The 25862-nt window shown below is 73.5% G+C and carries 22 protein-coding genes and 1 rRNA gene; 10 read left to right on the top strand and 13 right to left on the bottom strand.

Features of this window, described 5'->3' with window-relative positions; genetic code table 11:
* A 5S ribosomal RNA gene (rrf, locus tag ACGFI1_RS33480) occupies nucleotides 1-95 on the top strand; the annotation flags it as partial.
* Nucleotides 96-144: 49 nt separating this feature from the next.
* Here the strand turns inward: rrf and ACGFI1_RS33485 are convergent.
* Together ACGFI1_RS33485 and ACGFI1_RS33490 are read right to left on the bottom strand one after the other, a co-directional pair.
* Complete coding sequence (locus ACGFI1_RS33485) at nucleotides 145-1008, bottom strand: hypothetical protein (protein ID WP_392791178.1); 864 nt, start codon at nucleotides 1006-1008, stop codon at nucleotides 145-147.
* 75 nt (nucleotides 1009-1083) lie between these two features.
* Nucleotides 1084-1434, bottom strand: a complete 351-nt coding sequence (locus ACGFI1_RS33490) for a peptidase inhibitor family I36 protein (protein ID WP_386866734.1) — start codon at nucleotides 1432-1434, stop codon at nucleotides 1084-1086.
* 232 nt (nucleotides 1435-1666) lie between these two features.
* On the opposite strand from ACGFI1_RS33490, the gene ACGFI1_RS33495 reads away from it, so the two are divergent.
* Entirely contained in the window at nucleotides 1667-2092 is a 426-nt protein-coding gene (locus ACGFI1_RS33495) for an SAM-dependent methyltransferase (RefSeq protein WP_392791180.1), read from the top strand.
* Between the two features lie 36 nt (nucleotides 2093-2128).
* Here ACGFI1_RS33495 and ACGFI1_RS33500 read toward each other — a convergent pair whose 3' ends face one another.
* The gene (locus ACGFI1_RS33500; RefSeq protein WP_301177792.1) at nucleotides 2129-2737 is read right to left on the bottom strand and encodes a TetR/AcrR family transcriptional regulator; all 609 of its coding nucleotides are present in this window, start codon (nucleotides 2735-2737) and stop codon (nucleotides 2129-2131) included.
* Between the two features lie 100 nt (nucleotides 2738-2837).
* Between ACGFI1_RS33500 and ACGFI1_RS33505 the strand changes: the two genes are divergently transcribed.
* From ACGFI1_RS33505 to ACGFI1_RS33520, 4 genes are read left to right on the top strand one after another with little or no spacing between them, the layout of a single operon-like run.
* Nucleotides 2838-4562 (top strand): acyclic terpene utilization AtuA family protein, encoded by a 1725-nt coding sequence (locus ACGFI1_RS33505; RefSeq protein ID WP_392791183.1) that lies wholly within the window; start codon nucleotides 2838-2840, stop codon nucleotides 4560-4562.
* A complete protein-coding gene (locus ACGFI1_RS33510) occupies nucleotides 4559-6151 on the top strand; it encodes an acyl-CoA carboxylase subunit beta (protein ID WP_392791185.1) in 1593 nt (530 codons plus the stop codon). Before ACGFI1_RS33505 ends, ACGFI1_RS33510 begins: the two co-directional genes overlap by 4 nt.
* An 8-nt stretch (nucleotides 6152-6159) precedes the next feature.
* Nucleotides 6160-8133: an acetyl/propionyl/methylcrotonyl-CoA carboxylase subunit alpha gene (locus ACGFI1_RS33515; RefSeq protein ID WP_392791188.1), complete on the top strand. Its 1974-nt coding sequence runs from the start codon at nucleotides 6160-6162 to the stop codon at nucleotides 8131-8133.
* Nucleotides 8130-9284, top strand: a complete 1155-nt coding sequence (locus tag ACGFI1_RS33520; protein ID WP_392791191.1) for an acyl-CoA dehydrogenase family protein — start codon at nucleotides 8130-8132, stop codon at nucleotides 9282-9284. Before ACGFI1_RS33515 ends, ACGFI1_RS33520 begins: the two co-directional genes overlap by 4 nt.
* A gap of 106 nt (nucleotides 9285-9390) precedes the next feature.
* Here the strand turns inward: ACGFI1_RS33520 and ACGFI1_RS33525 are convergent, their stop codons facing one another.
* Nucleotides 9391-9606 carry a hypothetical protein gene (locus ACGFI1_RS33525; protein ID WP_392791194.1) on the bottom strand — a complete coding sequence of 72 codons (216 nt, stop codon included), beginning with the start codon at nucleotides 9604-9606 and terminating at the stop codon, nucleotides 9391-9393.
* Nucleotides 9607-9896: 290 nt separating this feature from the next.
* Here ACGFI1_RS33525 and ACGFI1_RS33530 point away from each other — a divergent pair, with 290 nt between their 5' ends.
* The gene (locus ACGFI1_RS33530) at nucleotides 9897-10574 is read left to right on the top strand and encodes a hypothetical protein (RefSeq protein ID WP_392791197.1); all 678 of its coding nucleotides are present in this window, start codon (nucleotides 9897-9899) and stop codon (nucleotides 10572-10574) included.
* 53 nt (nucleotides 10575-10627) lie between these two features.
* Here ACGFI1_RS33530 and ACGFI1_RS33535 read toward each other — a convergent pair whose 3' ends face one another.
* Nucleotides 10628-10810: a hypothetical protein gene (locus ACGFI1_RS33535; protein ID WP_089327385.1), complete on the bottom strand. Its 183-nt coding sequence runs from the start codon at nucleotides 10808-10810 to the stop codon at nucleotides 10628-10630.
* A gap of 214 nt (nucleotides 10811-11024) precedes the next feature.
* On the opposite strand from ACGFI1_RS33535, the gene ACGFI1_RS33540 reads away from it, so the two are divergent.
* The gene (locus tag ACGFI1_RS33540) at nucleotides 11025-13697 is read left to right on the top strand and encodes a hypothetical protein (protein WP_392791199.1); all 2673 of its coding nucleotides are present in this window, start codon (nucleotides 11025-11027) and stop codon (nucleotides 13695-13697) included.
* Between the two features lie 850 nt (nucleotides 13698-14547).
* The gene (locus tag ACGFI1_RS33545) at nucleotides 14548-14778 is read left to right on the top strand and encodes a hypothetical protein (protein WP_386866724.1); all 231 of its coding nucleotides are present in this window, start codon (nucleotides 14548-14550) and stop codon (nucleotides 14776-14778) included.
* 89 nt (nucleotides 14779-14867) lie between these two features.
* Here ACGFI1_RS33545 and ACGFI1_RS33550 read toward each other — a convergent pair whose 3' ends face one another.
* The 4 genes from ACGFI1_RS33550 to ACGFI1_RS33565 all read right to left on the bottom strand — a co-directional run bounded on the left by ACGFI1_RS33550 (nucleotide 14868) and on the right by ACGFI1_RS33565 (nucleotide 19672).
* Nucleotides 14868-15455, bottom strand: a complete 588-nt coding sequence (locus ACGFI1_RS33550; RefSeq protein ID WP_301177797.1) for an AAA family ATPase — start codon at nucleotides 15453-15455, stop codon at nucleotides 14868-14870.
* Nucleotides 15452-16510, bottom strand: coding sequence for an enolase C-terminal domain-like protein (locus ACGFI1_RS33555; RefSeq protein WP_392791202.1), 1059 nt, complete (start codon nucleotides 16508-16510; stop codon nucleotides 15452-15454). Before ACGFI1_RS33555 ends, ACGFI1_RS33550 begins: the two co-directional genes overlap by 4 nt.
* Nucleotides 16511-16572: 62 nt before the next feature.
* A complete protein-coding gene (locus ACGFI1_RS33560) occupies nucleotides 16573-18045 on the bottom strand; it encodes an LCP family protein (protein WP_386866718.1) in 1473 nt (490 codons plus the stop codon).
* Between the two features lie 190 nt (nucleotides 18046-18235).
* Complete coding sequence (locus ACGFI1_RS33565) at nucleotides 18236-19672, bottom strand: GuaB1 family IMP dehydrogenase-related protein (protein WP_392791204.1); 1437 nt, start codon at nucleotides 19670-19672, stop codon at nucleotides 18236-18238.
* A gap of 771 nt (nucleotides 19673-20443) precedes the next feature.
* Between ACGFI1_RS33565 and ACGFI1_RS33570 the strand changes: the two genes are divergently transcribed.
* A complete protein-coding gene (locus tag ACGFI1_RS33570) occupies nucleotides 20444-21358 on the top strand; it encodes an Lrp/AsnC family transcriptional regulator (protein ID WP_138637476.1) in 915 nt (304 codons plus the stop codon).
* Between the two features lie 57 nt (nucleotides 21359-21415).
* On the opposite strand, the gene ACGFI1_RS33575 is transcribed toward ACGFI1_RS33570, so the two are convergent.
* The 4 genes from ACGFI1_RS33575 to ACGFI1_RS33590 all read right to left on the bottom strand — a co-directional run bounded on the left by ACGFI1_RS33575 (nucleotide 21416) and on the right by ACGFI1_RS33590 (nucleotide 25805).
* A complete protein-coding gene (locus tag ACGFI1_RS33575) occupies nucleotides 21416-23008 on the bottom strand; it encodes a Na+/H+ antiporter (protein ID WP_386866714.1) in 1593 nt (530 codons plus the stop codon).
* A gap of 56 nt (nucleotides 23009-23064) precedes the next feature.
* Entirely contained in the window at nucleotides 23065-23940 is an 876-nt protein-coding gene (locus tag ACGFI1_RS33580; RefSeq protein ID WP_386866712.1) for a LysR family transcriptional regulator, read from the bottom strand.
* A 72-nt stretch (nucleotides 23941-24012) separates the two neighbouring features.
* A complete protein-coding gene (locus tag ACGFI1_RS33585; protein WP_392791208.1) occupies nucleotides 24013-25578 on the bottom strand; it encodes an MFS transporter in 1566 nt (521 codons plus the stop codon).
* Nucleotides 25578-25805, bottom strand: coding sequence for a UBP-type zinc finger domain-containing protein (locus ACGFI1_RS33590; protein WP_240807757.1), 228 nt, complete (start codon nucleotides 25803-25805; stop codon nucleotides 25578-25580). The genes ACGFI1_RS33585 and ACGFI1_RS33590 overlap by 1 nt, the downstream gene beginning before the upstream one ends.
* Nucleotides 25806-25862 lie beyond the last annotated feature (57 nt).

A 25862-nucleotide genomic window follows, 5' to 3' on the forward strand; every position in this document is an offset into this window, starting at 1 on the left:
AAACACCCGGTCCCATCCCGAACCCGGAAGTTAAGCCCTTCAGCGCCGATGGTACTGCATGGGAGACCGTGTGGGAGAGTAGGACGCCGCCGGACTCATATTGCAGGAAGGCCCCGCCGTTTTCGGCGGGGCCTTTCTCATTTCTCAGCCTCGGGGCGACCCGGTCAGTATTCGGTTCGCGTTGCCGAGACGGGTGGCGACGGCCGTGCGCTCCCGGTCGAGTTCGGTCTTGTGCCGGGCGATCAGACGCTTCTGGTAAGCGGCCTCAACACTCGCCCAGATGTCGACGAGGCGGGCTTCGTGCTTGCACCGCACGTCCGCCACGGCGGTCGCGGTTTCGACCCCGGTGACGCGGTGTCCGGGCCCGTCGATGAACCGCCGGTCGCGGTTGGCGTCCCGCGGCGTCGCATACGCATGGCCCGCCCGCTTCATGCAGCGGCTCCAGGCGGCGAACGCGGTGCGGACGCGGCTGTCCTGTGCCGCCGTTCGCAGGCTGGTGAAGGCCAGGCGGTCCGCGAGCGTTCCGTCGGGCCGGGCGCCGGCGTTCAGTGTCCGGCCGGCCTCGCCGACGCAGCCGCCGTCCGGGACGTCCCGGCCGCGGATCTTCGCCGGCCCGTCGCCCCAGGCGGCCTTGCGCGCCCGCGGCGGCAGGTCCGGCCGCGGCGGCCGTTCGGTGATCTCGGGACTGCTGTAGCCGAGCCTGCCCGCCCGCTCCTCGTCGGCGAGACCGTAGCGGCGGGCGTTCTGGGAGAACGGCGGGGGCGCCGGGTCTCCGAGGTCGAAGGTGATGCCGTAGCGCCGGAGGCATGCGGACACGAGCTTCTTCTCCGCGCGCTGGACGGTCCTCCGCTGCGCGGGGCTCGTCCGGTAGGCGTCGAGGGGGAGGGTGAGCGCGTCGACGTCGCCGACGTGGCGGACGCGGACGGCGGGCTCGTCCGGGCGCTGGGTCGCGCACCCCGCGAGGACGAGCGGGACGAGCAGCGCGGCGGTCGCCCGTGCGTGGTTCACGGTGGGTGCCTCTCTCGCATCGCGAATGGCGGGTCCGGGCGGCGCGGGGTTCCACGCCCGGACCCTCTCATCGGGTCAGGCCGCGTCGAACGAACCGAGGTGGTCGTTGATCCCCGGGTTCAGGTTCCCGTCGGTCTCGTCCTCGAGCTCCTGCGACTGGCCGGTGAAGTTGGGCTCGCTGTAGACGACCTCGTTCCAGACGGTGTTGAGGTTCCGCCACGAGCTGGCCGTCTGCTGGACGTTGTGGCCGTTGGGGAAGCGCTGGCCGCCGAAGTCCTGGACGTTGTTGTCGTAGCAGCGGCTCGAACCCTGCTGGCCCGGGTCCTCCCAGAAGCAGCTCGTCGCCTGGGCGGGCGGCGCCACCGTGAGGCAGGCCGCCCCGCAGAGCGCGGTCGCGGCCACGAGGCGCCATGTCCTTTTCGCCATGTCGATCTCCTTTCACCCGCGGCGCCGAGATGGCGCCGATCCGTAGTCGGGCGAACACAGATTGTCACGCCGGTGGCCGGCGGAGAAGTGGCCGGAGGCGCGTCTGACCTGGTGGGCAGGCGTTCCTGCCCGTCGCGGGTGCGGGTTCGCGACACGCCGGCGGTTTTTCGCGCGCCCGCGGACGCGTCCACCGGACCGGCCCAGTGTCGGAGCGGTGCTCTACGGTGAGGCCATGCCGCCGCTCTCGCCCCGCCTCCAGGAGATCGTCGACGCGCTGCCGCTCACGCCGGACATGCGCGTCCTGGAGATCGGCTGCGGACCGGGGGCCGCCGCGCGGGCCGTCGCGGCCCGGCTCGACGGCGGCGGGCACATCCTCGCGATCGACCGGTCCGCGAAGGCGGTCGCGCAGGCGGAGGCGGCCGCGGACGAGGAGATCGCGTCCGGGCGGATGAGCGTCCGGCGGGCCGCCATCGAGGACTTCGCGCTCCAGGCCGGTGAGGCGCCCTTCGACCTGGTGTTCGCCGTGCGGGTCGGGGCGCTCGACGGCCGCCACCCGGAGGCCGGGCGCCGCGCCGTGCGGCGCATTGCCGCGGTGCTGGCGCCGGGCGGCCGCCTCCTCATCGACGGCGGTGACCCGCTGCGGGAGATCCCCCTCTGACCGCGTGGCCGGACGGGCCGGGCGTGGCGGGCGGAGTCAGCGGCCGAGGGCCCGGTCGAGCGTGGCGGCCCACTGGGTCAGCAGGCGGGTGCGGCGCGCCGAGTCGTCGGTGAGCAGGTCGGCGAGGCCGAGGCCGCGGACCAGGTCGAGGGTCGCCTGGACGGTCTCGCGGACGCCGGGGACGCTTTCGTCCGCGCCGAGCGCCTCGACGGTGAGGCGGTGCGCCTCCCGCCCGACGCGGGCTTCGAGGGGGAGCACCTGCGCGCGGAGCTGCTCGTCGGAACTGGCCGCGACCCACAGCTGCAGCGCGGCGCGGAACAGCGGGCTGGTGTACATCTCGCCGAGCAGGGCCACCACGTCCAGCGTGGACGGGCGGCGGCCGGCGAGCCCGTCCAGGCGCTCGCGCATCTGGGTCATCCGCACCTCGGAGCCGTAGCCGACCGCGGCCGTCACCAGCTCCTCCCGCGTCCGGAAGTGGTGCTGGGCCGCGCCCCGGGAGACGCCCGCGCGCTCGGCGACCACGGCGACGGTGGTGCCGGCCCAGCCCACGGAGGCGAGGCAGTCGATCGCGGCCTCCAGGAGGCGCCGCCGGGTGGCGCGGCTGCGGTCCTGCTGCGGTTCGCGGGGGAGTGCCTGGGCGGTCATGGGTTCCTCGGCTCGACGGGCTTCCAGTCAACCAAACGGGCCCGCAGAAAAACAATCATGCGCGATTGATTTTTTCGGGCGGGGCTGGCAGTGTTCAGCCATGAGCCAACCGCTGCGGGTCGGGAACGCCTCGGGCTTCTACGGCGACCGCTTCGCCGCGGTGCGGGAGATGCTGGAGGGCGGGCCGCTGGACGTCCTCACCGGCGACTACCTCGCCGAGCTGACGATGCTGATCCTGGGCCGCGGCAAGATGAAGGACCCGGACGCCGGGTACGCCACCACGTTCCTGCGTCAGATGGAGGAGTCCCTCGGGCTGGCGGTGGAGCGGGGCACCGCGATCGTCGCGAACGCCGGCGGGCTCAACCCGCGCGGGCTCGCCGACCGGCTGCGCGAGCTGGCCGCGCGGCTCGGCATCGAGGTGCGCGTCGCCCATGTGGAGGGCGACGACCTGCTGCCGCGCGCCGGAGAGCTCGGCTTCACGGATTCTCCTTACGGAGCGCCCCTCACCGCTAACGCCTATCTGGGCGCCTGGGGGATCGCCGAGTGCCTGAAGGCCGGCGCCGACGTGGTGGTGACCGGCCGCGTCACCGACGCCTCGCTGGTGGTGGGCCCGGCCGCCGCGCATTTCGGATGGGCGCGAGACGACTGGGACGCCCTGGCGGGCGCGACCGTCGCCGGGCACGTCCTGGAGTGCGGGGCCCAGGCCACGGGCGGCAACTACGCCTTCTTCGAAGAAATCTACAATGTAAAGGCGCCGGGCTTCCCGATCGCGGAGATCCATGCCGACGGCTCCAGCGTCATCACCAAGCACGACGGGACCGGCGGCGCCGTGACCACCGAGACCGTCACGGCCCAGCTGCTCTACGAGATCGGCGCGCCGTCCTATGCCGGGCCCGACGTGACGACCCGCTTCGACACGATCGAGCTGGCCCAGGACGGGCCCGACCGCGTGCGGATCAGCGGCGTAAAGGGGACACCGCCGCCGCCGTCCACCAAGGTGTGCCTGAACCACCTCGGCGGCCACCGCAACGAGATGACGTTCGTCCTCACCGGGCTCGGCATCGAGGCCAAGGCGGAGTCGGTCAAGGCGCGGATGGCGGCCGCGTTCGGCGACGCGCCGCCCGCCCGGGTGGAGTGGACGCTCATCGGCGCAGCCAAGGCCGACCCGGCCACGCAGGGGGAGGCGACCGCGCTGCTCCGGTGCGCCGTCCTCGACCCGGACCCGCACAAGGTCGGCCGCGCGTTCAGCAACGCGGCGGTGGAGCTGGCCCTCGCCGGGTACCCGGGCTTCACGATGACCTCCCCGCCCGGCAAGGGCGGCCCGTACGGGGTGTACTCGCCGGCGTACGTCCCCAACGAGGCGGTCGAGCACGTCGCCGTCACCCCGGACGGCACTCGCGTGCCGATCGCCCCGGCACCGGTCACGGCGCCGATCACTGAGGCGATCGCGGCGCCGGGCGAGCAAGAAGACGCCGCGTCCGTCCCCCAAGGGCCGGTGGCATCGGTGCCCCTCGGGCGGGTGGCCGGGGCGCGGAGCGGGGACAAGGGCGGGGACGCCAACATCGGCGTCTGGGCCCGGACCGGCGCCCAATGGGCCTGGCTCGAACCCTTCCTCACCGTGGAGAGGTTCAAGGAGCTGCTGCCCGAGACCCGTGAGCACACCGTCCACCGGCACGTCCTGCCCAACCTCCGTGCGGTCAACTTCGTGGTCGAGGGGCTGCTGCAGGAGGGCGTATCCGCCTCGACCCGGTTCGACCCGCAGGGCAAGGCCCTCGGGGAGTGGCTGCGGTCCCGCCTCGTCGACATCCCGGAGGCACTCCTTTGACCCTGAAGAGCACGCTGGACGCGCGGAGCCCCGAGTACCGGGAGCGCCGCGCCGCCATGCTGGACAAGCTCGCGGCGCTGGACGCCGAGCACGCCAAGGCCCTCGAAGGCGGCGGCGAGAAGTACGTCGCGCGGCACCGCAAGCGCGGGAAGCTGCTGGCCCGCGAGCGCATCGAACTGCTCCTGGACCCCGACTCGCCGTTCCTGGAGCTGAGCCCGCTCGCCGCCTGGGGGAGCGACTTCCCCGTCGGCGCCAGTGTCGTCACCGGCATCGGCGTCGTCGAGGGCGTCGAGTGCGTGATCGTGGCGAACGACCCGACCGTGCGGGGCGGCTCCAGCAACCCGTGGACGGTGAAGAAGAGCTTCCGGGCGTCCGACATCGCGCTGGAGAACCGGCTCCCTGTCATCAACCTGGTCGAGTCGGGCGGCGCGGACCTGCCGACGCAGAAGGAGATCTTCATCCCCGGCGGGCGGATGTTCCGGGACCTGACCCGGCTGTCCGCGGCCGGGATCCCGACGATCGCGCTGGTCTTCGGGAACTCCACCGCCGGCGGCGCGTACATCCCGGGCATGTGCGACTACGTGGTCATGGTGAAGGAGCGCGCGAAGGTGTTCCTCGGCGGGCCGCCGCTGGTGAAGATGGCGACGGGCGAGGAGGCCGACGACGAGGAGCTCGGCGGCGCGGAGATGCACGCCCGCACGTCCGGCCTCGCCGACTACATGGCCGCCGACGAGGCGGACGCGCTGCGCCTCGGGCGGCAGATCGTCCGGAACCTCAACCACCGCAAGCTCGGCCCGGCGCCGGGCCCGGTGGAGGAGCCCCTGTACGACCCGGAAGAGCTCGCGGGCATCGTCCCCGAGGACCTGAAGGTCCCGTTCGACCCGCGCGAGGTCATCGCCCGGATCGCGGACGGCTCGCGGTTCGAGGAGTTCAAGCCGCTCTACGGCACGAGCCTCGTCACCGGCTGGACGCGCGTCCACGGCTACCCGGTCGGGGTGCTGGCCAACGCGCAGGGCGTTCTGTTCGGCGCGGAGGCGCAGAAGGCGGCCCAGTTCATCCAGCTCGCCAACCAGAGCGACACGCCGCTGCTGTTCCTGCACAACACCACCGGCTACATGGTCGGCAAGGAGTACGAGCAGGCCGGGATCATCAAGCACGGCGCCCTGATGATCAACGCGGTGGCCAACAGCAGGGTGCCGCACATCTCGATCGTGATGGGCGCCTCCTACGGGGCGGGCAACTACGGCATGTGCGGCCGGGCGTACGACCCCCGGTTCCTGTTCACCTGGCCGAGCGCGAAGTCGGCGGTGATGGGGCCGCAGCAGCTCGCCGGCGTCCTGTCGATCGTGGCGCGGCAGGCCGCCGAGGCGCGCGGGCAGGCCTACGACGAGGACCAGGACCGCGCCATGCGGGAGATGGTCGAGGCGCAGATCGAGGCCGAGTCGCTGCCGTTCTTCCTGTCGGGCCGGCTCTACGACGACGGCGTGATCGACCCGCGCGACACCCGCACCGTCCTCGGCCTGTGCCTGTCCGCCGTCCACAACGCGCCCGTGCGCGGAGCCGACGGCTTCGGCGTCTTCCGGATGTGAGCGAATCAATGATCAACACAGTGCTGGTCGCCAACCGCGGCGAGATCGCCCGCCGCGTGCTGCGCGCCTGCCGGGGCCTCGGCATCGGGACGGTCGCGGTGTTCTCCGACCCCGACGCGGACGCGCCGCACGTCCGCGAGGCCGACACCGCCGGGCGGCTGCCCGGGGCGGCCCCGGCCGAGACGTACCTGTCGGCGGAGCGGCTCCTCGCCGTCGCGGCGAGCGCGGGCGCCGACGCCGTCCATCCCGGCTACGGGTTCCTGTCGGAGAACGCCGGGTTCGCGCGGGCCGTGCTGGACGCGGGCCTGACCTGGATCGGCCCGCCGCCGGACGCGATCGCCGCGATGGGCTCCAAGATCGAGGCCAAGAAGCTGATGGCCGCCGCCGACGTCCCGGTGCTGCCGGAGCTGGACCCGGCCGCGGTGACCGCCGCCGACTTCCCGCTGCTGGTCAAGGCGTCCGCCGGCGGCGGCGGGCGCGGCATGCGGATCGTCCGGGCGCCCGGCGACCTCGAGGACGCCGTGGCGGCGGCGCGCCGCGAGGCGGAGTCGGCGTTCGGCGACCCGGCCGTGTTCTGCGAGCCGCTGCTGGAGGACGCGCGGCACATCGAGGTGCAGGTCCTCGCCGACGCCCACGGCACCGTCTGGACGCTCGGCGAGCGCGAATGCTCGATCCAGCGCCGCCACCAGAAGATCGTCGAGGAGGCGCCGTCGCCCGCCGTCGGCCCGGAGCTGCGCGCCGAGCTGTGCGCGGCGGCGGCGAACGCGGCCCGCGCGATCGGCTACACCGGCGCCGGGACGGTCGAGTTCATGCTCGCCCGCGACGGCCGCTTCTTTTTCCTTGAAGTCAACACCCGCCTCCAGGTCGAGCACCCGGTCACCGAATGCGTGTACGGGGTGGACCTCGTCCGGCTCCAGATCGAGGTCGCCGAGGGCGCCCGCCTGCCCGAGGCCCCGCCGGAGCCGCGCGGCCACGCCATTGAGGTCCGCCTGTACGCGGAGGACCCCGCGCACGACTGGCGCCCCGCCAGCGGCACCCTCCACACCTTCGAGGTGCCGGGCGCGGACGCAGAGTTCGCCGTCCCGGCGGAGCACGGGCTGCGGCTCGACAGCGGCGTGGAGAGCGGCGCGGAGGTCGGCGTCCACTACGACCCGATGCTCGCCAAAGTGATCGCGTGGGCTCCCACCCGGCCCGCCGCCGCCCGGCGGCTCGCCGCGGGCCTGCGCGGCGCCCGCATCCACGGCCTCACCACGAACCGGGACCTGCTCGTCCGCATCCTGGAGGAACCGGGCTTCCTGGACGGCGACACCGACACCGGCTACCTCGACCGCGTCGGCCTGAGCGCCCTGGCGGCGCCGCTGGCGGACGAGGCAGCGGTGCGGGTCTCCGCGCTGGCCGCCGCCCTCGCGCTGGCCGCCGCGAACCGGTCGGCGGCGCCCGTACTCGGCGGGCTGCCGTCCGGGTGGCGCAACGTGCGGTCGCGGCCGCAGCGCCGGACGTTCGAGGGCCCGTACGGAACGGTCGACGTCGACTACTTGCTGCACAGGGACGGCCTCACCTCCGAGCTGTGCCCGGACACCTCCCTGGTCAGCGCCGCGCCGGACCGGGTCGTCCTCGACCGCGGCGGCCTCCGCGAGACGTTCGCCGTCACCGCGGTCGGGGACGCGGTGCACGTCGACTCCCGCCTCGGCCCGGTGGCGCTCACCGCCGTCCCGCGGTTCGCCGACCCGAGCGGCCGGCTCGCCCCGGGCTCCCTGCTCGCCCCCATGCCCGGGACCGTCGTCCGCGTCGAGACCGAGGCGGGCGCGAAGGTCGCCGAGGGGCAGGTCCTCGTCGTCCTGGAGGCCATGAAGATGGAGCACCGCATCACCGCCCCGTCCGCCGGGACGGTCGCGGAACTGAACGTCGCCGCGGGCGGGCAGGTCGAGTCCGGCGCCGTCCTCGCCGTCATCGAAGCCGTCACCGAAGGGACCCCCGCATGAGCTTCGTCGAGACCGAGGAGCGGCGGGCGCTGCGCGCGGCCGTCGCCGAGCTGGGCGCGAAGTACGGCCCCTCCTACTACGTGGAGAAGGCCAGGGCTGGGCAGAAGACCGACGAGCTGTGGGCCGAGGCCGGGCGGCTCGGGTACCTCGGCGTCAACGTGCCGGAGGAGTACGGCGGCGGGGGCGGCGGGATCGGCGACCTCGCCGCCGTGTGCGAGGAGCTGGCCGCCGCCGGGTGCCCGCTGCTGCTGATGGTCGTGTCCCCGGCGATCTGCGCGACGATCATCGCGCGGTCCGGCACCGAGGAGCAGCGCCGGCACTGGCTGCCGCGCTTCGCCGACGGGTCGGTGAAGATGGCGTTCGCGATCACCGAGCCCGACGCCGGCTCCAACTCGCACCGCATCACCACCACCGCGCGCCGGGACGGCGACGGCTGGGTGCTGAAGGGGCAGAAGACGTTCATCTCCGGCGTGGACGAGTCGGACGCCGTCCTGTTCGTCGCCCGCTCGCAGGACCAGAAGGGCAACCTGCGGCCGTCGCTCTTCATCGTCCCGACTGACGCGGAGGGCTTCACCTATACGCCCATCGACATGGAGATCGTGTCGCCGGAGAAGCAGTTCGTCTGCCACCTCGACGACGTCCGGCTGCCCTACGACGCGCTCGTGGGCGACGAGGACGGCGGGCTGCTGCAGCTGTTCGCCGGCCTCAACCCCGAGCGGATCATGGCGTCCGCGATGGGCGCCGGCATCGGCCGGCTCGCGCTCGGCAAGGCCACCGCCTACGCCCGGGACCGGCAGGTCTTCAAGACGCCCATCGGCGCCCACCAGGGCCTCGCGCACCCGCTCGCCGCCGCGAAGATCGAGCTGGAGCTGGCCCGGCTGATGGCGCAGAAGGCCGCCTGGCTCTACGACGCGGGCGACGACGCGGGCGCGGGCGAGGCCGCGAACATGGCCAAGTACGCGACCGCCGAGGCCGCGATCCACTGCGTCGACCAGGCCATCCAGACGCACGGCGGCAACGGCCTCACCACCGAGTACGGCGTCGGGATGCTCGCCGGCGTCGTCCGCCTCATGCGCATCGCCCCGGTCAGCAGGGAGATGATCCTCAACTTCGTCGCCCAGCACACCCTGGGCCTGCCCAAGTCCTACTGAGGCGCACCCCCTGGACCTGCTCAAGCCCGGCCGGGCCTTGAAGTAGACGGGCCCGGCCGGGCTGAGTAGAGATGGCGTTTGGGAGACGATCGGGAGATGATCTTTCTTACTGTCTGGCGAGCAGGTCGTTCAGCAGTGGCACCGGGGACGTCGGGCATTTTGCCGCGCGCTGCTCTAGCGCAGTCTCCCTGCGCGTCTGCAGCGCCGTCACGAGCCGTTCGCGCATCGTCTCCAACGCGTGGGAGTAGGTGCCGCCCGATGTCGGGCATCGCCTGCCCCATGCGGTCGCGCTGAGGACGGTGGGGATCGGGTCCTCGTCCATCCAGACTTTCTGGCTGTGCCGCATCCCGTGGGGGTGATGCTCCGTTTGATCGGCAGCCACACCGCCAGTTCGCGGTCGTGTACATGCCCGGCCTAGACCGCCGCGTTCATCCGCTGATGGTGGGCGGTGATCTGACGGCCACTCGTGGAACGGCACGGCTTATACGGCCCCGCCCCGCATGCTCTCAGCGCGGGCTGCGGCAGCCGGGCGGGACCGGGCGAGTGGCAGCCTCCTCGTGGAGTCGGGCTGCCCGCATGGGACGAACCCTTCATCGACGCACTGGCGATGCGGTGCCCGGTACCGACTTTCCGGCGTCGTGTGCGCACCGCCCCACCATCGGCGGGCTGGTGATCCCGGCGGTGAACGTGCGGCTCACCGGCGGCGGTGTCGACTTCCGTGCCCGCCACCAGACGGTGCTGGAGCGGTCCTGGCTCAAAACCCGCTGCCAGGTCTGCGACCGTCCCGCCGGACGTCCCGTGGTGCTGTTCGGCGGCCCCGACGAACTCGCCGCAGGGCAGTTCAACGAGCCGCCGCTGTGCACGGCGTGCGCCGCATACACCTCCCGCGCGTGCCCGATGATCGCCGGGCGGCAGGACCGTTCACCCGCCCGGCCGCGCCTGTCGGAGGGGCGGAGGGGCGGAACCTGCCCGGACCCGGCCTGCGGCTGCGACGGCTGGGTGCCGCTCGACATCGGCCGGGCCGAGGAGCGGGAGGCCCGCGCCTGGTATGCGGTGTTCATCGACCCCGCCGGCTACGCCGTCACCGTGCAGGAGACCGACACCGTCCACGACGGCCGCCGGCACCGCCGCATCGCCGTCCACGGCGGCCGGCTGACCACGCCGCCGCTGAAGGTCGTCCAAGTGTCCGAGCCCGGCACCGGCCGGGTGTGGCGGCGGCTGCCGCCCGCCGACGCCGCCGCGCTGCTGCCCACCGACTACCGTCTCCCGCCCGAGGCGAGGCATGCCTGACCTCGGCCGGTGTGCCGGTACGCGCCCCAAGCCGTCCCCGTTGCCGATGGTGCTCAGTGGTAGGCGGCGACGGCGGCGAGGTACAAGCCGAGGAAGGTGGCTGCCGTGCCGGCGCCGGTCAGGATTGCGTTGGCGGTGCCGGCGCCGGTGCTGCGGGTGAGCAGGCCGGTGGTGACCGCGATGTTGAGTGCGGTGGACAGGGCGAGCAGCAGGGACAGGATCTGGACCGTGCTCATCGGGGTGCTCCCTCACGTCGTCGAGGCTGTTGAACACCCATTTGCGGGACCGGATCAGGGCGATCCCATGGAATGCGGATCCGGCTGAGTGCGCGGTGGTTACGCTGCTGGAAACGTAAGGGTCCGGGTTGATCCGGGTCGGATCCGGTGGTGCGGGAGGGTGAGCGTGGGCAGTCCGTTTCGTCCACAAAGCGGCCCAAATACGTCTTCTAAGGTGCTGGACGAGCTCGCCCGGTTGTGGGATCAAGCGATTCACCATGGTGAGCCGGTGTCGCAGGACCGATTGGCCACGCAGGCTGATGTGCCGCTGACCACGGTGAACTCGTGGTCGACCGGTAAGTCCTTGCCGCGCGACCTGGACCAGCTGACGCAGGTCGGTTCCGTGCTGGCCCAATGGGCCAGGGAGAAGCCGCACCCCCAGGCCGTGTGGTCACGGTTACTCACCGCCGACAGAGCCGGCAAGGCGCGCGGCGAAGCACCCGCTCCGCCGGATACCGGGGGCGGCAGGGCCGGCGTCGGCCGGCCGCTGAATGAAGTGACCGACCCGTTCGTGCTGGAGGTGCACCGGCCGATCGCCTCGGAGCGGGCGGGCGGGTCGGCGCCGCTGTTGCCGCCGTATGTGCGGCGGGCGCATGACGATCGGCTCGCCCAGGTGGTCGAGCGGGCAGCCGCCAGGCACAGCGCGATGGCGGTGCTGGTGGCCGGGTCGTCGGCGGGCAAGACCCGGGCCTGCTGGGAGGCCCTGCACCGGTTGCAGGACCGGCAGGAGGGGTGGCGGTTGTGGCACCCGTTCGATCCGAGCCGGGCCGAAGCGGCGGTGCAGGAGCTGGACCGCGTGGGGCCGCGGACGGTGGTGTGGCTGAACGAGACCCAGGACTACCTGGGCGGCGGTGAGGCCGGTGAACGGGTCGCGGCCAAGCTGCGCACCCTGCTGACCGACCCGAGCCGGGCACCGGTGCTGGTGCTGGGCACCTTGTGGCCCGGGCATCACACCGACCTGACTCGCTGCCACGAGTCGCAGGTGCGGCAGTTGCTGGACGGCACGGTAATCGAGGTGCCCGAATCGTTCACCGGCGCCGACCTGGACGCCCTCCGGCAGGCCGCCCGAGCCGATGCGCGGCTGGAGCAGGCGGCCGACCGTGCCGAGGACGGGCAGATCACCCAGTACCTGGCCGGCGGGCCGGCACTGCTGGACCGGCTGGCCACCGCGCCGCCGGAGGCCAAGGCTCTGATGTGGGCGGCGATGGACGCCCGCCGGATGGGGCACCGCAACGCCCTGCCGTTGCCGCTGCTGGAACAGGCCGCCACGGCGTATCTGACCGACACCCAGTACGAGCAGCTGGACGAGAACTGGCTGGAACAAGCCCTGGCCTACACCTCCCGGCCGTGCAAAGGCGCCCGCGGGCCCGTCACCCGCATCATCCAGCGCCGCAACGACCGGGAACGGACCCGCTCGCCCGCCGCCGCACCCGGTGGCGGTCCGGTGTACCGGCTGGCCGACTACCTCGATCAGCACGGCCGCGCCACCCGTAACCACCACATTCCACCTGTTGGATTCTGGGTTGCTGCGGCCGCCCACGCCCACCCCGCCGACCTGCGCCAGCTGGGCAACGCCGCCTGGGACCGGGGCCTGTACCGCGACGCCACACAACTCCACAAGAACGCCACCACCCACGGCGACCCATTGGCGGCGTGCAGGCTCGTCGGCCATCTGAACGTCCTGCATCCCGGCGACTTCCGCCCAGCGGCACACGCCGCCGCGCACGTGTCCCTCGATCAGGCGCGGGACGTCGCCTTGCTGCTGTCCGAGTTTCGGGAGGTCGGGGCCGGTGAGCAGGTGGTGGCGCTGGCCGACCGAGCCGCCGCGCACATTCCCCTCGACGACCCGGATGCCGTCGCTCGTCTGCTGTACGGGTTGCGGGAGGTCCGGGCCGGTGAGCAGGTCGCCGCGCTGCTGGCTCGCGACCCCGCCGCCCACATTCCCCTCGACAACCCGGACGCCGTCGCCACCCTGCTGTACGGGTTGCGGGAGGTTGGAGCCGAGCAGGTCGCTGCGCTGGTGGCTCGTGATCCGGCGGCGCACGTATCCCTCGACGACCCGGCCGCTGTCGCTCTCCTGCTAGGCGTGTTTCGGCATGTCGGGGCCGGTGAGCAGGTGGTGGCGCTGGCCGACCGGGCCGCCGCGCACGTCCCCCTCGACGACCCGGCCGCTGTCGCTCGCCTGCTACGCGTGTTTCGGGAGGTCGGGGCCGGGGAGCAGGTCGCCGCGTTGGTGGCTCGTGATCCGGCGGCGCACGTTCCCCTCGACAGCCCGGACGAGGTCGCCCAGCTGCTGTCCGGGTTTCGGGAGGTCGGGGCCGGGGAGCAGCTGGTGGCGCTGGCCGACCGGGCCGCCGCGCACGTCCCACTCGACGACCCGGCCGCTGTCGCTCGCTCGCTAGGCGTGTTTCGGGAGGTCAGGGCCGGGGAGCAGCTGGTGGCGCTGGCCGACCGGGCCGCCGCGCACATTTCCCTCGACGACCCGGACGCCGTCACCACCCTGCTGTACGGGTTGCGGGAGGTTGGAGCCGAGCAGGTCGCCGCGCTCGTGGCTCGCAACCCTGCCGCCCACATTCCCCTCGACAACCCGGACCCTGTCGCCCAGCTGCTGTACGGGTTTCGGCATGTCGGGGCCGGGGAGCAGCTGGTGGCGCTGGCCGACCGGGCCGCCGCGCACGTCCCACTCGACAACCCGGCCGCCGTCGCCCGCCTGCTGAGGGTGTTGCGGCATGTCGGGGCCGGTGAGCAGATTGTCACGCTGTCTGACCGGATAGCACCCGTGGGCGTGTTTGGGCGGGAACCGGATGGGCGCCCCGCGGAACCTTGGGGGTGGGAGGACCTGGAGTGATCCACCGGCCGCGCTTTCGCCTTGCATCGAGGGGCGTTCCGTACCCTCTCGCTAACGGGACGGCAGAGCGAGCGGCGGAGGCACTCAGCTCATGCGTGCCCGGTCCAGGGCGAACTCCCGAAGGAAGACGCCTGGGAGCGGACTGGCCACGCGCGTTGTTGTGCCCCTCCAGCAGGCGCGCACCGAGCCGCAGTCCGCAGTGATCGCCAGATCGACCCGGCCCTGACGCTCGACACCCTCCAGGCGGACGCGCCAACCCCTTGAGCGCTGCGCCCCGCCAGGGGCCAGACATGCGAGAGGGCCTGCCGCACCCCCCGATACAGCAGGCCCTCTCGTTGCCGTGACGCGTATCCCCCCAGGAACGTGTCGGATCCGACGCTACACCAGCCGAATCTCTTCCACGGCCAGGGTTCAAACACCCGGAACGGGCGCACAGGACCGGTTCTGTGCGCCGGGGGAGGGACGGCCGCGCGGGGTTGCGGTCGTCCCTGTTGCACGCCAGTCCCCGCCCCCTCGGTGGGAGACGAACGGGAGATGATCATGCGGGCCGAGGCGTGCTCGGTACGGGTCCTAGCGTGGTCGTAACGAAAACAGGCCAGGCGAGCTTTCAATGTCGCAGGTCAGAGACGGGTGGGAAGGTGTTGCTCCGTCAGTGGACAGCTCGTACCTGGAGGGAGATGATCCTCAACTTCGTCGCCCAGCACACCCTGGGCCTGCCCAAGTCCTACTGATCGGCCGGAGCAACGGACACTCATCCTTTGCCTTACTTAGAGTAGTGATCTGACCACTCTAAGTACTTCCTCGGAGAGGATCGCGGAGGAAGTATCGGAAGGGCGAAAGGAACGATCAAATGAGCAGGTTTCTCTCGGTTCTTGTCCTGACGGCCGGCACGACCCTGGCCGGGTTCTTCGGCCTTGCGGCGGCGGCCTCGGCCGCTCCGGCGGCGCCCGCGGTCCACGCGCCCGCCATGGCCCACTGCGACTGCGGCTGCTGCGGTCACCACGACGGCCACGGTCACCACCACGGCCACGGCCACGGCGACAACGACAACGAGAACACCAACATCAACATCAACGTCTGATCCCGCCGGCCGCCGGCACGGCGGCCCGGCCGGCGCTGGCGGAGGTCCGTGCGGCCTCCGCCAGTCGCATTCCCCCGCCCGCCGGACGCTCAGCCGAGCAGCGCGTCCAGCTGGGCTTCCAGCGGCACCGGGGCGCCGAGGCGGTTGTCCACCGCGACGTGCGGCACCGGCGGCGGCTCCGCCGGGCGCATCCGCGCCGTGAACGCCTCGAACGCGGCCAGCTTGGCGGTGTCGCGGGACGAGCCGCGCGCCTCCAGCCGGTGGCGGAGCGTCCGCGCGTCCGACCGGATCCACACCAGCCGGACGGGCGCCCCGCCCAGCGCCGCGACCCACTCCGCCCACCGGGCCGCGTCCCGGATCTGCCCGGTGAACGGCCCGCTCAGCAGCACCGGGCACCCGTGCGAGCGGATCTCCCGGGCCGTGGCGGTCATGCCCGCGTACTCGTGCTTCTTGACGTGCTCGTCGTACCAGGGGCCCTCCCGCTCGCCGGGGTCGCGGGAGGCCGCCGCGAGGACGGCCGCCACGAACGGCCCGTACATCGTGTCCTTGTCGAGCAGTGCGGGCACCGGCCGCAGGCGCCGCAGCAGCAGTTCCGCCACGGTCGTCTTGCCGGCGCCCGGCGCGCCCGCCACCACCCAGACCGCGGCGGGCGCCGCGTCGGCGGCCGTGCCGGTCACGCCGTCAGGCGCATGCGGCGCGTCGCCAGCCGCTCGATGCGCGCCTCGTCGATCTCGTGGCCGAGGCCCGGCTGCGTGAGCGGGACGCCGACGACGCCGCCGGACGAGCGGACGGGCGGCGTCACGAACACCGGCCCGCCCGCCGGGTCCGACACGTCGCTCGGCAGCGTGCAGCCCGGCAGGGCGGCCAGCGCCACCGCCGCGGCCTGCCCGATCCCGAAGGCGCCGGTGCCGCTGCACCACACGTCCCAGCCCGCCGCGTACGCCAGGTCGTGGGCGCTGCGCGCGGCGGTCAGCCCGCCGAGCCGGTCCAGCCGCAGGTGCAGCGCCCGGCCCGCCTCCGCCGTCAGCGCCGCGTCGAGGGTCTCCAGGTCGCCGACCGCCGGCGCGACCGCGGTGCGGAGCCGCAGCTGCAGCCGGGCGTGCGCGGCCAGGTCGCCGGCCGGGAACGGGCGCTCCACCGCCGCCAGGCCGTAGGCGTCCAGCGCCTCCAGCACCGCCAGGTGCTCGGGCGACTCGGTGTAGGCGTGCCCCGCGTCGGCGACGAGGGCCAGCGCCGGGTACGCCTGCCGGATCACCCGGACGGGCTCGATGTCCCAGCCGGGGCGGATGTCCAGCGTGACGCGGGTGTGGCCCGCGCCGACCGCCTTGTTGACGCGGGCCGAGACCGTGTCGAGCGCCGGCTCCGGGGAGATCCGCGCGCCCGTCACGATGGACGTGCGGGTGCCGCCGAGCGCGTGCGCGAGCGGCAGGCCCCGCGTCCGGCACCACAGGTCCCAGCAGGCGGTGTCCACGGCCGCGGCGGCCTCGCTGGCGCCGAGGTCGGCGGCGGCGGACACGTCCTCGGGCCGGTCCCAGTCGAGCCCGATGAGGGCCGGGGCCATCCGCGTCTCGATGTCCGCCCACGCGGCGTCCGCGCCCGCGGCGCCGCCGGGCACGGCCATCTCGCCCCAGCCGACCGCGTCGCCGCCGGCGAGGCGGACCAGCACGCTCTCCGGCCGCCGCCCGCGCGGCATCGCCACCTGGAAGGCGTCGCAGCCCTGGATCAGAGGCACCCTCACCCGCCCTTTCGCCGAGGTCGTCTCCCTCTATGATCCACCCGCGCGGGCGCGGTCGGTCACGGGCAGCTGTCCTCCAGCGAGACCGGCTTGGTGTCGGGCTTGGGGGAGGACGACGTGCCCGGCGAACCCGACGAGGGGCTTTCCGGCCCGCTCGGCGAGGCGCTCGGGGAGCCGCTCGCGCTCACCGCGCGCGGGTCGCTGTTGACGGCCTCGGACGCCAGCTTGCGGATCAGCTTGAAGTCGGGGTTGCCGGTGTAGATCAGCGGCGGCACGAACTGCAGGCTGCGGATCCCGGCGCCGTCCTTGACCTTGTTGGACAGCTTCACCAGCGCGGGCAGCAGCTCCTGCGGGATGTCGGTGGCGAGGGTGCGCTTGGCGGCGGCGGCGAGCTTGTCGAAGCTGGTCAGCACGGTCTGCGGGTCGGCCTGCTCGGCGATCGCGCGCATCAGGCACTTCTGCCGGCCCATCCGGACGTAGTCGCTGCTGTTGGTGCGGGAGCGCCCGTACCAGAGGGCCTCCTTGCCGCCCAGCTTGCGGTAGCCGGGCTGCAGGACCGCGCCCTGCTGCCCGTACGGGATCGGCTCGGTGATCTTGAGCCGGACGCCGCCCATGGCGTCGACGATGTCGGCGAAGCCGAACATGTCGACGAGGATGTAGTAGTCGACGCGCAGCCCGAGGATGCCCGCGATCGTGGCCTTCAGCAGCTCGGGCCCGCGGTGGTTCTTCGGGACGCCGGGCACCACGTCCGGGTGCTGCTCGGCGTACTCGTACACCTCGTTCAGCAGCCCCGGGTTCAGCGGGCCGTCGCCGGTGAAGCCGTAGGGGAACCGGTCCCGGGCCGGGCCGGGCGGCATCTGGAAGCGCTCCAGGTTGCGGGGCAGGCTCAGCAGCACCGTGTCGCCGGTCTCGGTGTCCACGCTGGCGAGCGTCATGCTGTCGGTGCGCACGCCGGTGCGGTCGGCGGCGGCGTCGCCGCCGAGCAGCAGGATGTTGACGCGGGCCTGCCCGTTGAACGGGTCCTCGGTGTCGACCTTTTTACCGTTCTCGCTGCCGGTGCGGAAGATGCTGGTCAGCGCGTCCCGGTAGACGTAGGTGCTGTGCGCCGACCACGCCACCGGGACGCCGACGGCGAAGCACATCACCGCGACGGACGCGGCGCCGAGCGTCTTCGCGCTGATCGACATGCCCAGCGGCCGCAGGATCTGGTACGAGCGGATCACGACCAGGATCCACAGCACGCCGAACGCGACGAGCGCGGCCGCCACCCGCTGCACCACGTCCGGCTGGACGGCCAGGTGCAGCAGGTCGGACCGGTACACGGTGGCGGCCGCGGCCAGCGCGGCGGCGATCGCCGCCCACAGGGCGAGCAGCAGCGAGCCGGCGATCCTGCGGCCGGTGACGACGTGGGCGACACCCCAGACCAGGGCGGACGCGAGGGTCAGCGCGAGAGCGCGGGAGAGACCCCGCCCCCCGCCGGAGGGACCGTCCCCGCCCCCGTCCCGAGCGTGCCGACTCGACGACCGACCCATGTACGCTCCGATTCCCACCCACGGTGATTTAAGCCCCGGCTCACATGATGGACGCGCGGAACCGGGCAAAGGTTGCGTGGGAGTCGACCGAATGCGAGCGGGTGTTGCCTCTGGTGCAGCTGTTGATCAGGATAGAGAATCGGACCCCGTTTTGGGGAGCCCGGCGCGGATCATCGACTCTCCGGATGCTTTACCAGCTCGTGGACAGCGGCATCCCCTCGGCGAACCCGGACGGGTTCTGGATCCCGACCGTGGCCCGCTCGTGGAACTCCTCCAGCGTGCGCGCGCCCGCGTAGGTGCACGAGCTGCGCAGCCCCGCCACGATCTGGTCGATCAGGTCCTCCACGCCGGGGCGGCGCGGGTCCAGGAACATCCGCGAGGTGGAGATCCCCTCTTCGAACAGGGCCTTGCGGGCCCGGTCGAAGGGGGAGTCCTCGGCGGTGCGCAGCCGCACCGCCCGCGCGGACGCCATGCCGAAGCTCTCCTTGTAGAGCCGGCCGTCGGCGGTGCGCTGCAGGTCGCCGGGCGACTCGTAGGTGCCGGCGAACCAGGACCCCACCATCACGTTCGCGGCGCCGGCGGCGAGCGCCAGGGCCACGTCGCGCGGGTGCCGGACTCCGCCGTCCGCCCACACGTGCCGGCTGAGGCGGCGCGCCTCGGCGGCGCACTCCAGCACGGCGGAGAACTGGGGGCGGCCGACGCCGGTCATCATCCGGGTCGTGCACATCGCGCCGGGGCCCACGCCGACCTTCACGATGTCGGCTCCCGCCTCGATCAGGTCGCGGGTGCCCTCGGCGGTCACCACGTTGCCCGCCACGACCGGGACGGCCGGGTCGAGGCCGCGGACGGCGGCCAGCGCGCTCAGCATCTTCTCCTGGTGCCCGTGCGCGGTGTCGACGACCAGCAGGTCGGCACCCGCCTCCAGCAGCGCTTTGGCCTTGCCCGCGACGTCGCCGTTCACGCCGACCGCGGCGGCGATGCGGAGCCGGCCGGCGGCGTCCACGGCGGGCCGGTAGAGGGTGGCGCGCAGCGCGCCGGTCCGGGTGAGGACGCCGGTGAGCCGCCCGCCGGCGTCGACGACCGGGGCGAGCCGGTGGCCGCGCTCGTGCAGCCGGTCGAACGCCTCGCGCGGGTCCGCGCCGGCCGGCAGCGTCACCAGGTCGCGGGACATGATGTCGCGCAGCTGCGCGAACCGGTCGACGCCCTGGCAGTCGGCCTCGGTGACCACGCCGACGGGGCGGTCGTCCTCGACCACGATCACGGCGTTGTGCGCCCGCTTGTGCAGGAGCGCGAGCGCGTCCCCGGCGGTGCTGCCCGGGTCCAGCCGGATCGGGGTGTCCACGACCAGGTCGCGCCCCTTGACCCAGCCGATCACCTCGGCGACGACGTCGGCCGGGATGTCCTGCGGGAGCACGGCGAGCGCGCCGCGCCGGGCGACGGTCTCGGCCATCCGGCGGCCGGACACGGCCGTCATGTTCGCCACCACGAGCGGGATCGTCGTGCCGCTGCCGTCGGAGGTCGACAGGTCGACCTCCAGGCGGGAACCGACCGCAGAGCGGCGCGGGACCATGAAGACGTCGTTGTAGGTCAGGTCGTGAGCGGAACGCTCACCGTTCAGCAGGTGCACGGCTGTACTACACACACCAATCGCGGATCCGGGGTGGCTGGGCCACCGTACATTCTCCGCCATACCCGGCGATGGTCCCGCCACGCGGTGCCGCGGGGCCGCCGCGGCCCCGTGCCCAGGGGTGATGACTGTGTGTCCCCGGGGTGCGACCGGCCGCTCCGCGGCGATGTCCCCGGGCTCTTCCAGGCAGGACGAAAGTGAAACGCCTGACCCGGTGGAAAACGGTGCAACGTGGGGCTTGGCTCTCTGTAAAGTTACCTCTTGACGTAACTGCGCCCACGATGCACTTTTTTTACATGTGTCTCACGCGGACGGCGGCGGACCCGCCGTAATTGGGCGTGACGGCAGAACCCCCGGGAGAAGCGCATGCAGGTCACGCACTTGGGCCCGGTCGGCCATGCCCGCCCGCGCCGCGAACCGGCCCGCCCGCGCCGCCGACCGCGGCCGCGCGCCGCCCCGTCCCCGGCGTGCCGGCCCCGCCCCGCCGCCCGTCCCGCCGCCCGCGCGGCCGTCTTCCGGAGTGACCGGCACCACCCCGCGCGCCCCCCGCCCGGTCCGGGCCCGCCGTGCCCCCGTCCGGCAGCGTTGCGCTGCCGTACCGGTTTTCACGGCGCCGGAAACGTCGCCGTGCCGATCCGGTCGCCGACGCTTCGACGGCCGCCGGGCATGGCGAACACGGGCAAGATCAATATTTGACGTCCTACCGTCCTGAAATGGAATGATCTTGCAGTTGCCGACAAACCGATTCATGACACGTCGAGGAGGAGAGCCGTGCTGGATGCGGTCGACGCCGTGCTCGTCCGCGAGCTCCAGCGGGATGGCAGGGCGACGTTCCAGGCGCTCGCCGATCGCGTCGGGCTTTCCCGCACGGCCGTGCGGGCACGGGTGCAGCACCTTCTCGAAACGCAGGTCGTCCGCGTCGTGGGCATCGTGCACGCGGCCGTGGTCGGCGCGGAGGCGATCGGGCACGTCTCGGTCACCGTGGACGGCTCCGCCCGGGAGGTGGCCGAGGCCGTCGCCGAGCGGCCCGCCGTCTGCTTCGCCGCGCTGACCGCCGGACCGTACGACGCGGTCGCCCAGGTGCGGACGCGCGACGACGCCGCGCTCGCGGCCGAGGTGGACCACATCCGGTCCCTCCCCGGGGTGCGCGCGGCGGAGGTGTTCCGGTCGGTGTCCACCGTGCGCGACAAGCACTCGGTGGTGCGCGAGCTCGGCGAGGTCACCCTCGACGACATCGACTGGCGGCTCCTGCACGAGCTGCAGCGGGACGGGCGGGCCCCCTACACCCGGCTCGCGCACGTCATAGGGCTGTCGCAGGCCGCCACCCGGGCCCGGGTGGTCCGGCTCATGCGCACCGGCGTCATCCAGGTCACCGGGCTGGCCGACCCGCTCGCCCTCGGCGCCGCCGAGCTCGGCGGCTTCGGCCTGGTGGTGAGCGGCGGGCTGCGGAAGGTCGCGGACGCGGTCGCCGCCCAGGACGGCGTCCGCTACCTGGCGACCGGCTTCGGCCGGTACGACATCGTCGGGCAGGCCGAGGCGGCGTCCCGCCGCGAGCTGGTGGCCGTGCTCGACGCCGTCCGCTCGGTGCCCGGCGCGACGGTGCGGGAGTCCTGGCACCACCTGGACGTGGTGAAGGAGTCCTACGCCGTCGAGCTGCCCGAGCAGCCCCTCAACGGGTCGTCCTGACCGGAGCCCCGGCCGCGGTGCCCGCCGCGGCCGGGGCGACGGCCCCGCGCCGGCCGCTCAGTCGCGGTCGAGCGCGACCTCCTCCAGGTCGAGCTCGTGCATGACGCGGGTCAGCACCGCGTCGTCGATGCGCCGCTCGTCCCGCATCCGGACGAACACCTCGCGCTCGGCCGCCAGCATCTCCCGCCGCAGCCGCCGGTAGGTCGCCGTCGGCACCTCCTCGCCCGCCGGGCCCGTCCCGCCGCCGAGCCGCTCCCAGGCGCGCAGCTGCCGGTGCTCGGCGAGCTGCCGGAGCCGCTCCACCACCGCCGCGTCCAGCGCCTCGGCGGTGTTCAGCTCCTCCAGCCGCTCCAGCGCCGCCCGCGCCGCCGCGTGTTGGGCCCCGGCCTCCGCGACGGTGTCGGTGTAGCGCTCGCGGTCCCCGCCGATGCGCAGCACGCGGATGAGCGCCGGGAACGTGAGCCCCTGCACGAGCAGCGTCCCGAGGACGGTCGTGAACGTCAGGAACAGGATCAGGTCGCGGCCCGGGAACGGCTCGCCGGACGCGGTGAACGGGATCGCGAACGCCGCCGCGAGCGACACCACCCCGCGCATCCCGGCCCACGACACCACCGTGAGGCCGCGCCAGCCCAGGTCCTCGCTCTCCCGCTCCCGCCGCGACAGCAGCCGGGGGAGCCGGGAGGCGGGGAACACCCACACGAAGCGGGCCGCGACGGTGACCGCGAAGACCGCGACCGCCCACCAGGCCAGCTGCTGCCAGCTCCGGTCCGACAGGCCGTGCACGACCGGCGGCAGCTGCAGCCCGATGAGCAGGAAGACCACCGACTCCAGCAGGAAGACCATGACCTTCCAGAACGAGTGGCCGATCAGCCGGGTCACCGCCGCCGACTCGGTGGCCCGGTGGCCGAGGTACAGGCCGCTGACGACCACCGCGATCACCCCGGAGGCGTGCACGGTCTCGGCGAGCAGGTAGGCGGCGAACGGCGCCACGAGCGCGATGCCGTTCTCCACGAGCGGGTCCTTCAGCCGGGTCCGCAGCCAGTGCAGCGGCGGCCCGAGCAGCAGCCCGATCGCCGCGCCGACGGCCGCCGCGAACAGGAACCGCCCGACGCCCTCCATCAGCGTGAACCCGGCGCCGGTCGCCGCGATCAGCGCCACCCGGAACGCCGTCAGCGCCGTCGCGTCGTTGAACAGGCTCTCGCCGACCAGCACCGTCGTCGTCCGGCGGGGCAGGCCGAGGCGCTGCGCGACGCTCACCGCCGCGACCGCGTCCGGCGGCGCCACGATCGCGCCGAGCACGAACGCCGCCGGGAGCGGCAGCCCGGGGACGAGCAGGTGCGCCGCGTAGCCCACGGCGAACACGGTGAACAGCACCAGGCCCACCGACAGCAGCCCGATCGACCAGACGTTGTCGCGCAGGTTGCTGAAGGAGCTCTGCCAGGCCGCCGCGAACAGCAGCGGCGGCAGGAACACGTACAGCACGAACTCCGGGTCGAGCTGGAACTCGGGGACCCCGGGGACGAACGAGAACCCCAGGCCCGCGATCACCAGGATCAGCGGGGCGGGCAGCCCGGCGCGCCGCGCCCCGGCGGCCACCGCCAGGGCCCCGACCGGGATGGCCAGCAGCCAGAGTGCGTGCGTCGTCTCCACCCGCCAGATCATGGCATGTCCGGCGTCCCCCACTCGGCCGGGGACGCCGCCGCCGGTCAGCGGTGCGCGTCGCGGCCGGTCTCCTTGGCGAAGGCGAGGAAGTCGCGCGCGGTGGGCGGCAGCCGGCGGTGCGCGTGGACGAGCCCGATCATGCGGGTGATCGGCGGCATGAACGAGCGGACCGCCACCCCCTCGGTGTCGTCGAGCTGGTTGCGGTACCAGAGCAGGGAGCCCATCCCGGCGCGGACCCAGCCGAGCCACGCGCCCCGCTCGTCGGACTCGACCGCGGCGACCGGGGTCGCGCCGGCGCGGCGCAGCACCGCGTCGATCTCGGCGCGGCGGGGGCCGCCGGCGGCGGGCAGCACGAGCCGCATGCCGTCCAGCGCGGCCGGCGGCACCGGCTCGCGGACCCGCAGCCCGGGCGGCGAGACCAGCACCACCTCGCGCTGCTCGAACGGGTGCGCCGACAGGTCGCCGGGCACGGGCAGGTCGGTGAGCCCGAGGTCGGCGCGGCCCGCGCGCAGCGCCGCCGCGACGGCGTCGCGGTCCGCGCAGCGCACCACCCGGACCCGGACGGCCGGCTGGCGGCGGGCGAAGCCGGGCACGAGCCGGCCGGTCAGCTCCGGCTCCAGCGACGCGGTGACCGCGATGCGCAGCTCCGTGCCGCGCCCGTTGGCCCGGGCGACCGACAGCCCCTCGATCGCCTCGACGGCGCCGAGCGCGATGCGGGCCTGCCGGACGACCTGCTCGCCCTCGGGGGTGAGGACCACGCCGCGGCCGGAGCGGGCGAACAGCTCCACGCCGAGTTCGCGCTCCAGTTCGCGGACCGCCCGCGACAGCGCGGGCTGGGCCACGTAGAGAGCCTGGGCCGCCGACGTCATCGTGCCGTGGTCGGCGGTCGCCACGACATAGCGCAGCTGCCGCAGATTCATGTGCCGACCGTATGCCAACGAACAGCTCCGGTCCCGGACATGCCGGAATCGGCCCGGGGAATCGCCCGCCGGTCAGCTCCGCGTGCCCGGCGGGCCGCCGGCCTCCGCGGCCGGGACGGTGTCCGGCTCCGGCTGCAGCTGCGGGGCGGCGACCGAGCAGTGGCGCCTGCACTCCGGTTCCACCGCCGCCCCGGCCGGGGTGCGCAGCGCGTCGTTCCCGATGGTGAAGAAGCTGAGCACGGCGCCGGCGACGAGGAGCACGGCGCTCGCCGCCATCGCGATCTGGAACCCGTGGGAGAAGTCCGCCGGGTTGTTGTAGGCGTCGCCGGTCAGCCCCGCCAGCGGCGGGATCGCCGCGACCGTCAGCAGCCCGGCGGCCCGCGCCACCGCGTTGTTGACGCCGCTGGCCACCCCGGCGTGCCGGACGTCGGCGGTGGCGAGGACGGTGGCGGTGAGCGGCGCGACCACCGCCGACAGCCCCAGCCCGAACACCACCACGGCGGGCAGCACGTCCCGGACGTAGGAGGTGCCCTCGCCGAGCCGCCCGACGAGCAGCATGCCGACCGCGGCGACCACCAGCCCCGCGGTCATCGGCAGCCGCGGGCCGATCTTCTGGGCGACCGCGCCCGCCCGCGCCGACAGCAGCAGCATCAGCAGGGTCACCGGCAGCAGCGCCGTGCCCGCCGCGATCGGCGAGAACCCGGAGACCACCTGGAGGTTCACGACGACGAGGAAGAACATCACGCCCATCCCGCCGTACATGAGGAACGTGACGACGTTGACGGCGGAGAACTGCCGGGAGGAGAACACGCCGAGCGGCAGCATCGGCTGCGGCGCCGCCCGTCCCCACCGCGCGCCGGGCAGGTGCCGCCCCTTGCCGCGCATCCGCTCGACCAGCACGAACGCCGCCGCGGCCGCGATGCCGAGGACGGCGGCGGTGCCGATCACCGGCGGCGCGGCGTTCCCGCCGGGCGCCTCGGTGAGCGCGTACGTCGTCCCGGCCAGCGCGAGCGCCGCCAGCACGGCGCCGAGCACGTCGAAGCGGCCGTGCGCGTCCGGGTCGACGCTCTCCGGGACGTGCCGCACCGCCACCAGCACCACCACGGCGGACAGCGGCACGTTCAGCAGGAACACCCACCGCCAGCCCGCCGCCTCGACCAGCCAGCCGCCCGCGAACGGCCCGATCGCGCTCGCGACGCCGCCGAGCCCGGACCAGGCGCCGACCGCGCGGGGCCGGTCGTCGGCGGCGAACGACGCCTGGATGATCGCCAGCGAGCCCGGGGTGAGCAGCGCCCCGCCGACGCCCTGCAGCGCCCGCGAGAGGATCAGCATCTCGATGTTCGGCGCCAGCCCGCACAGCACGGAGGCGATCGCGAACCACACCACGCCGATGAGGAAGACCCGGCGCCGCCCGAACCGGTCGCCCAGCGACCCGCCGAGCAGGATGAAGCCGGCGAGGGTCAGCGTGTAGGCGTTCACCGTCCACTGCAGCCCGGCGATGTCGGCGTGCAGGTCGCGCGCCAGCGCGGGCAGCGCGACGTTCACGACCGTGGAGTCCAGCAGCGCGATGCCCGACCCCAGCACGGTCGCGAGCAGGATCCACCGTCCCGGCCCGCTGCGCAGGGGGACGTCCGGCATCAGACGATCAGTTCATCGGCGAAGCACCAGCGCCAGTCCTCGCCCGGCTCGAACGACCGGACGATCGGGTGCCCCTCCTTGTGGAAGTGCGCGGTCGCGTGCCGCATCGGGGAGGAGTCGCAGCAGCCCACGTGACCGCAGGCGAGGCACAGCCGCAGGTGCACCCACCGAGTGCCCTCCGCCAGGCACTCCTGGCACCCCTGCGGGGTGTTCGGGGACGGATCCACCGCCGGAAGGGACTGCACATGCTCACAAGTGGCCATATATGCATCGTGCCACGCGTG

It is taken from the genome of Actinomadura geliboluensis (genome assembly GCF_043197915.1).
GTDB lineage: Bacteria > Actinomycetota > Actinomycetes > Streptosporangiales > Streptosporangiaceae > Spirillospora > Spirillospora geliboluensis.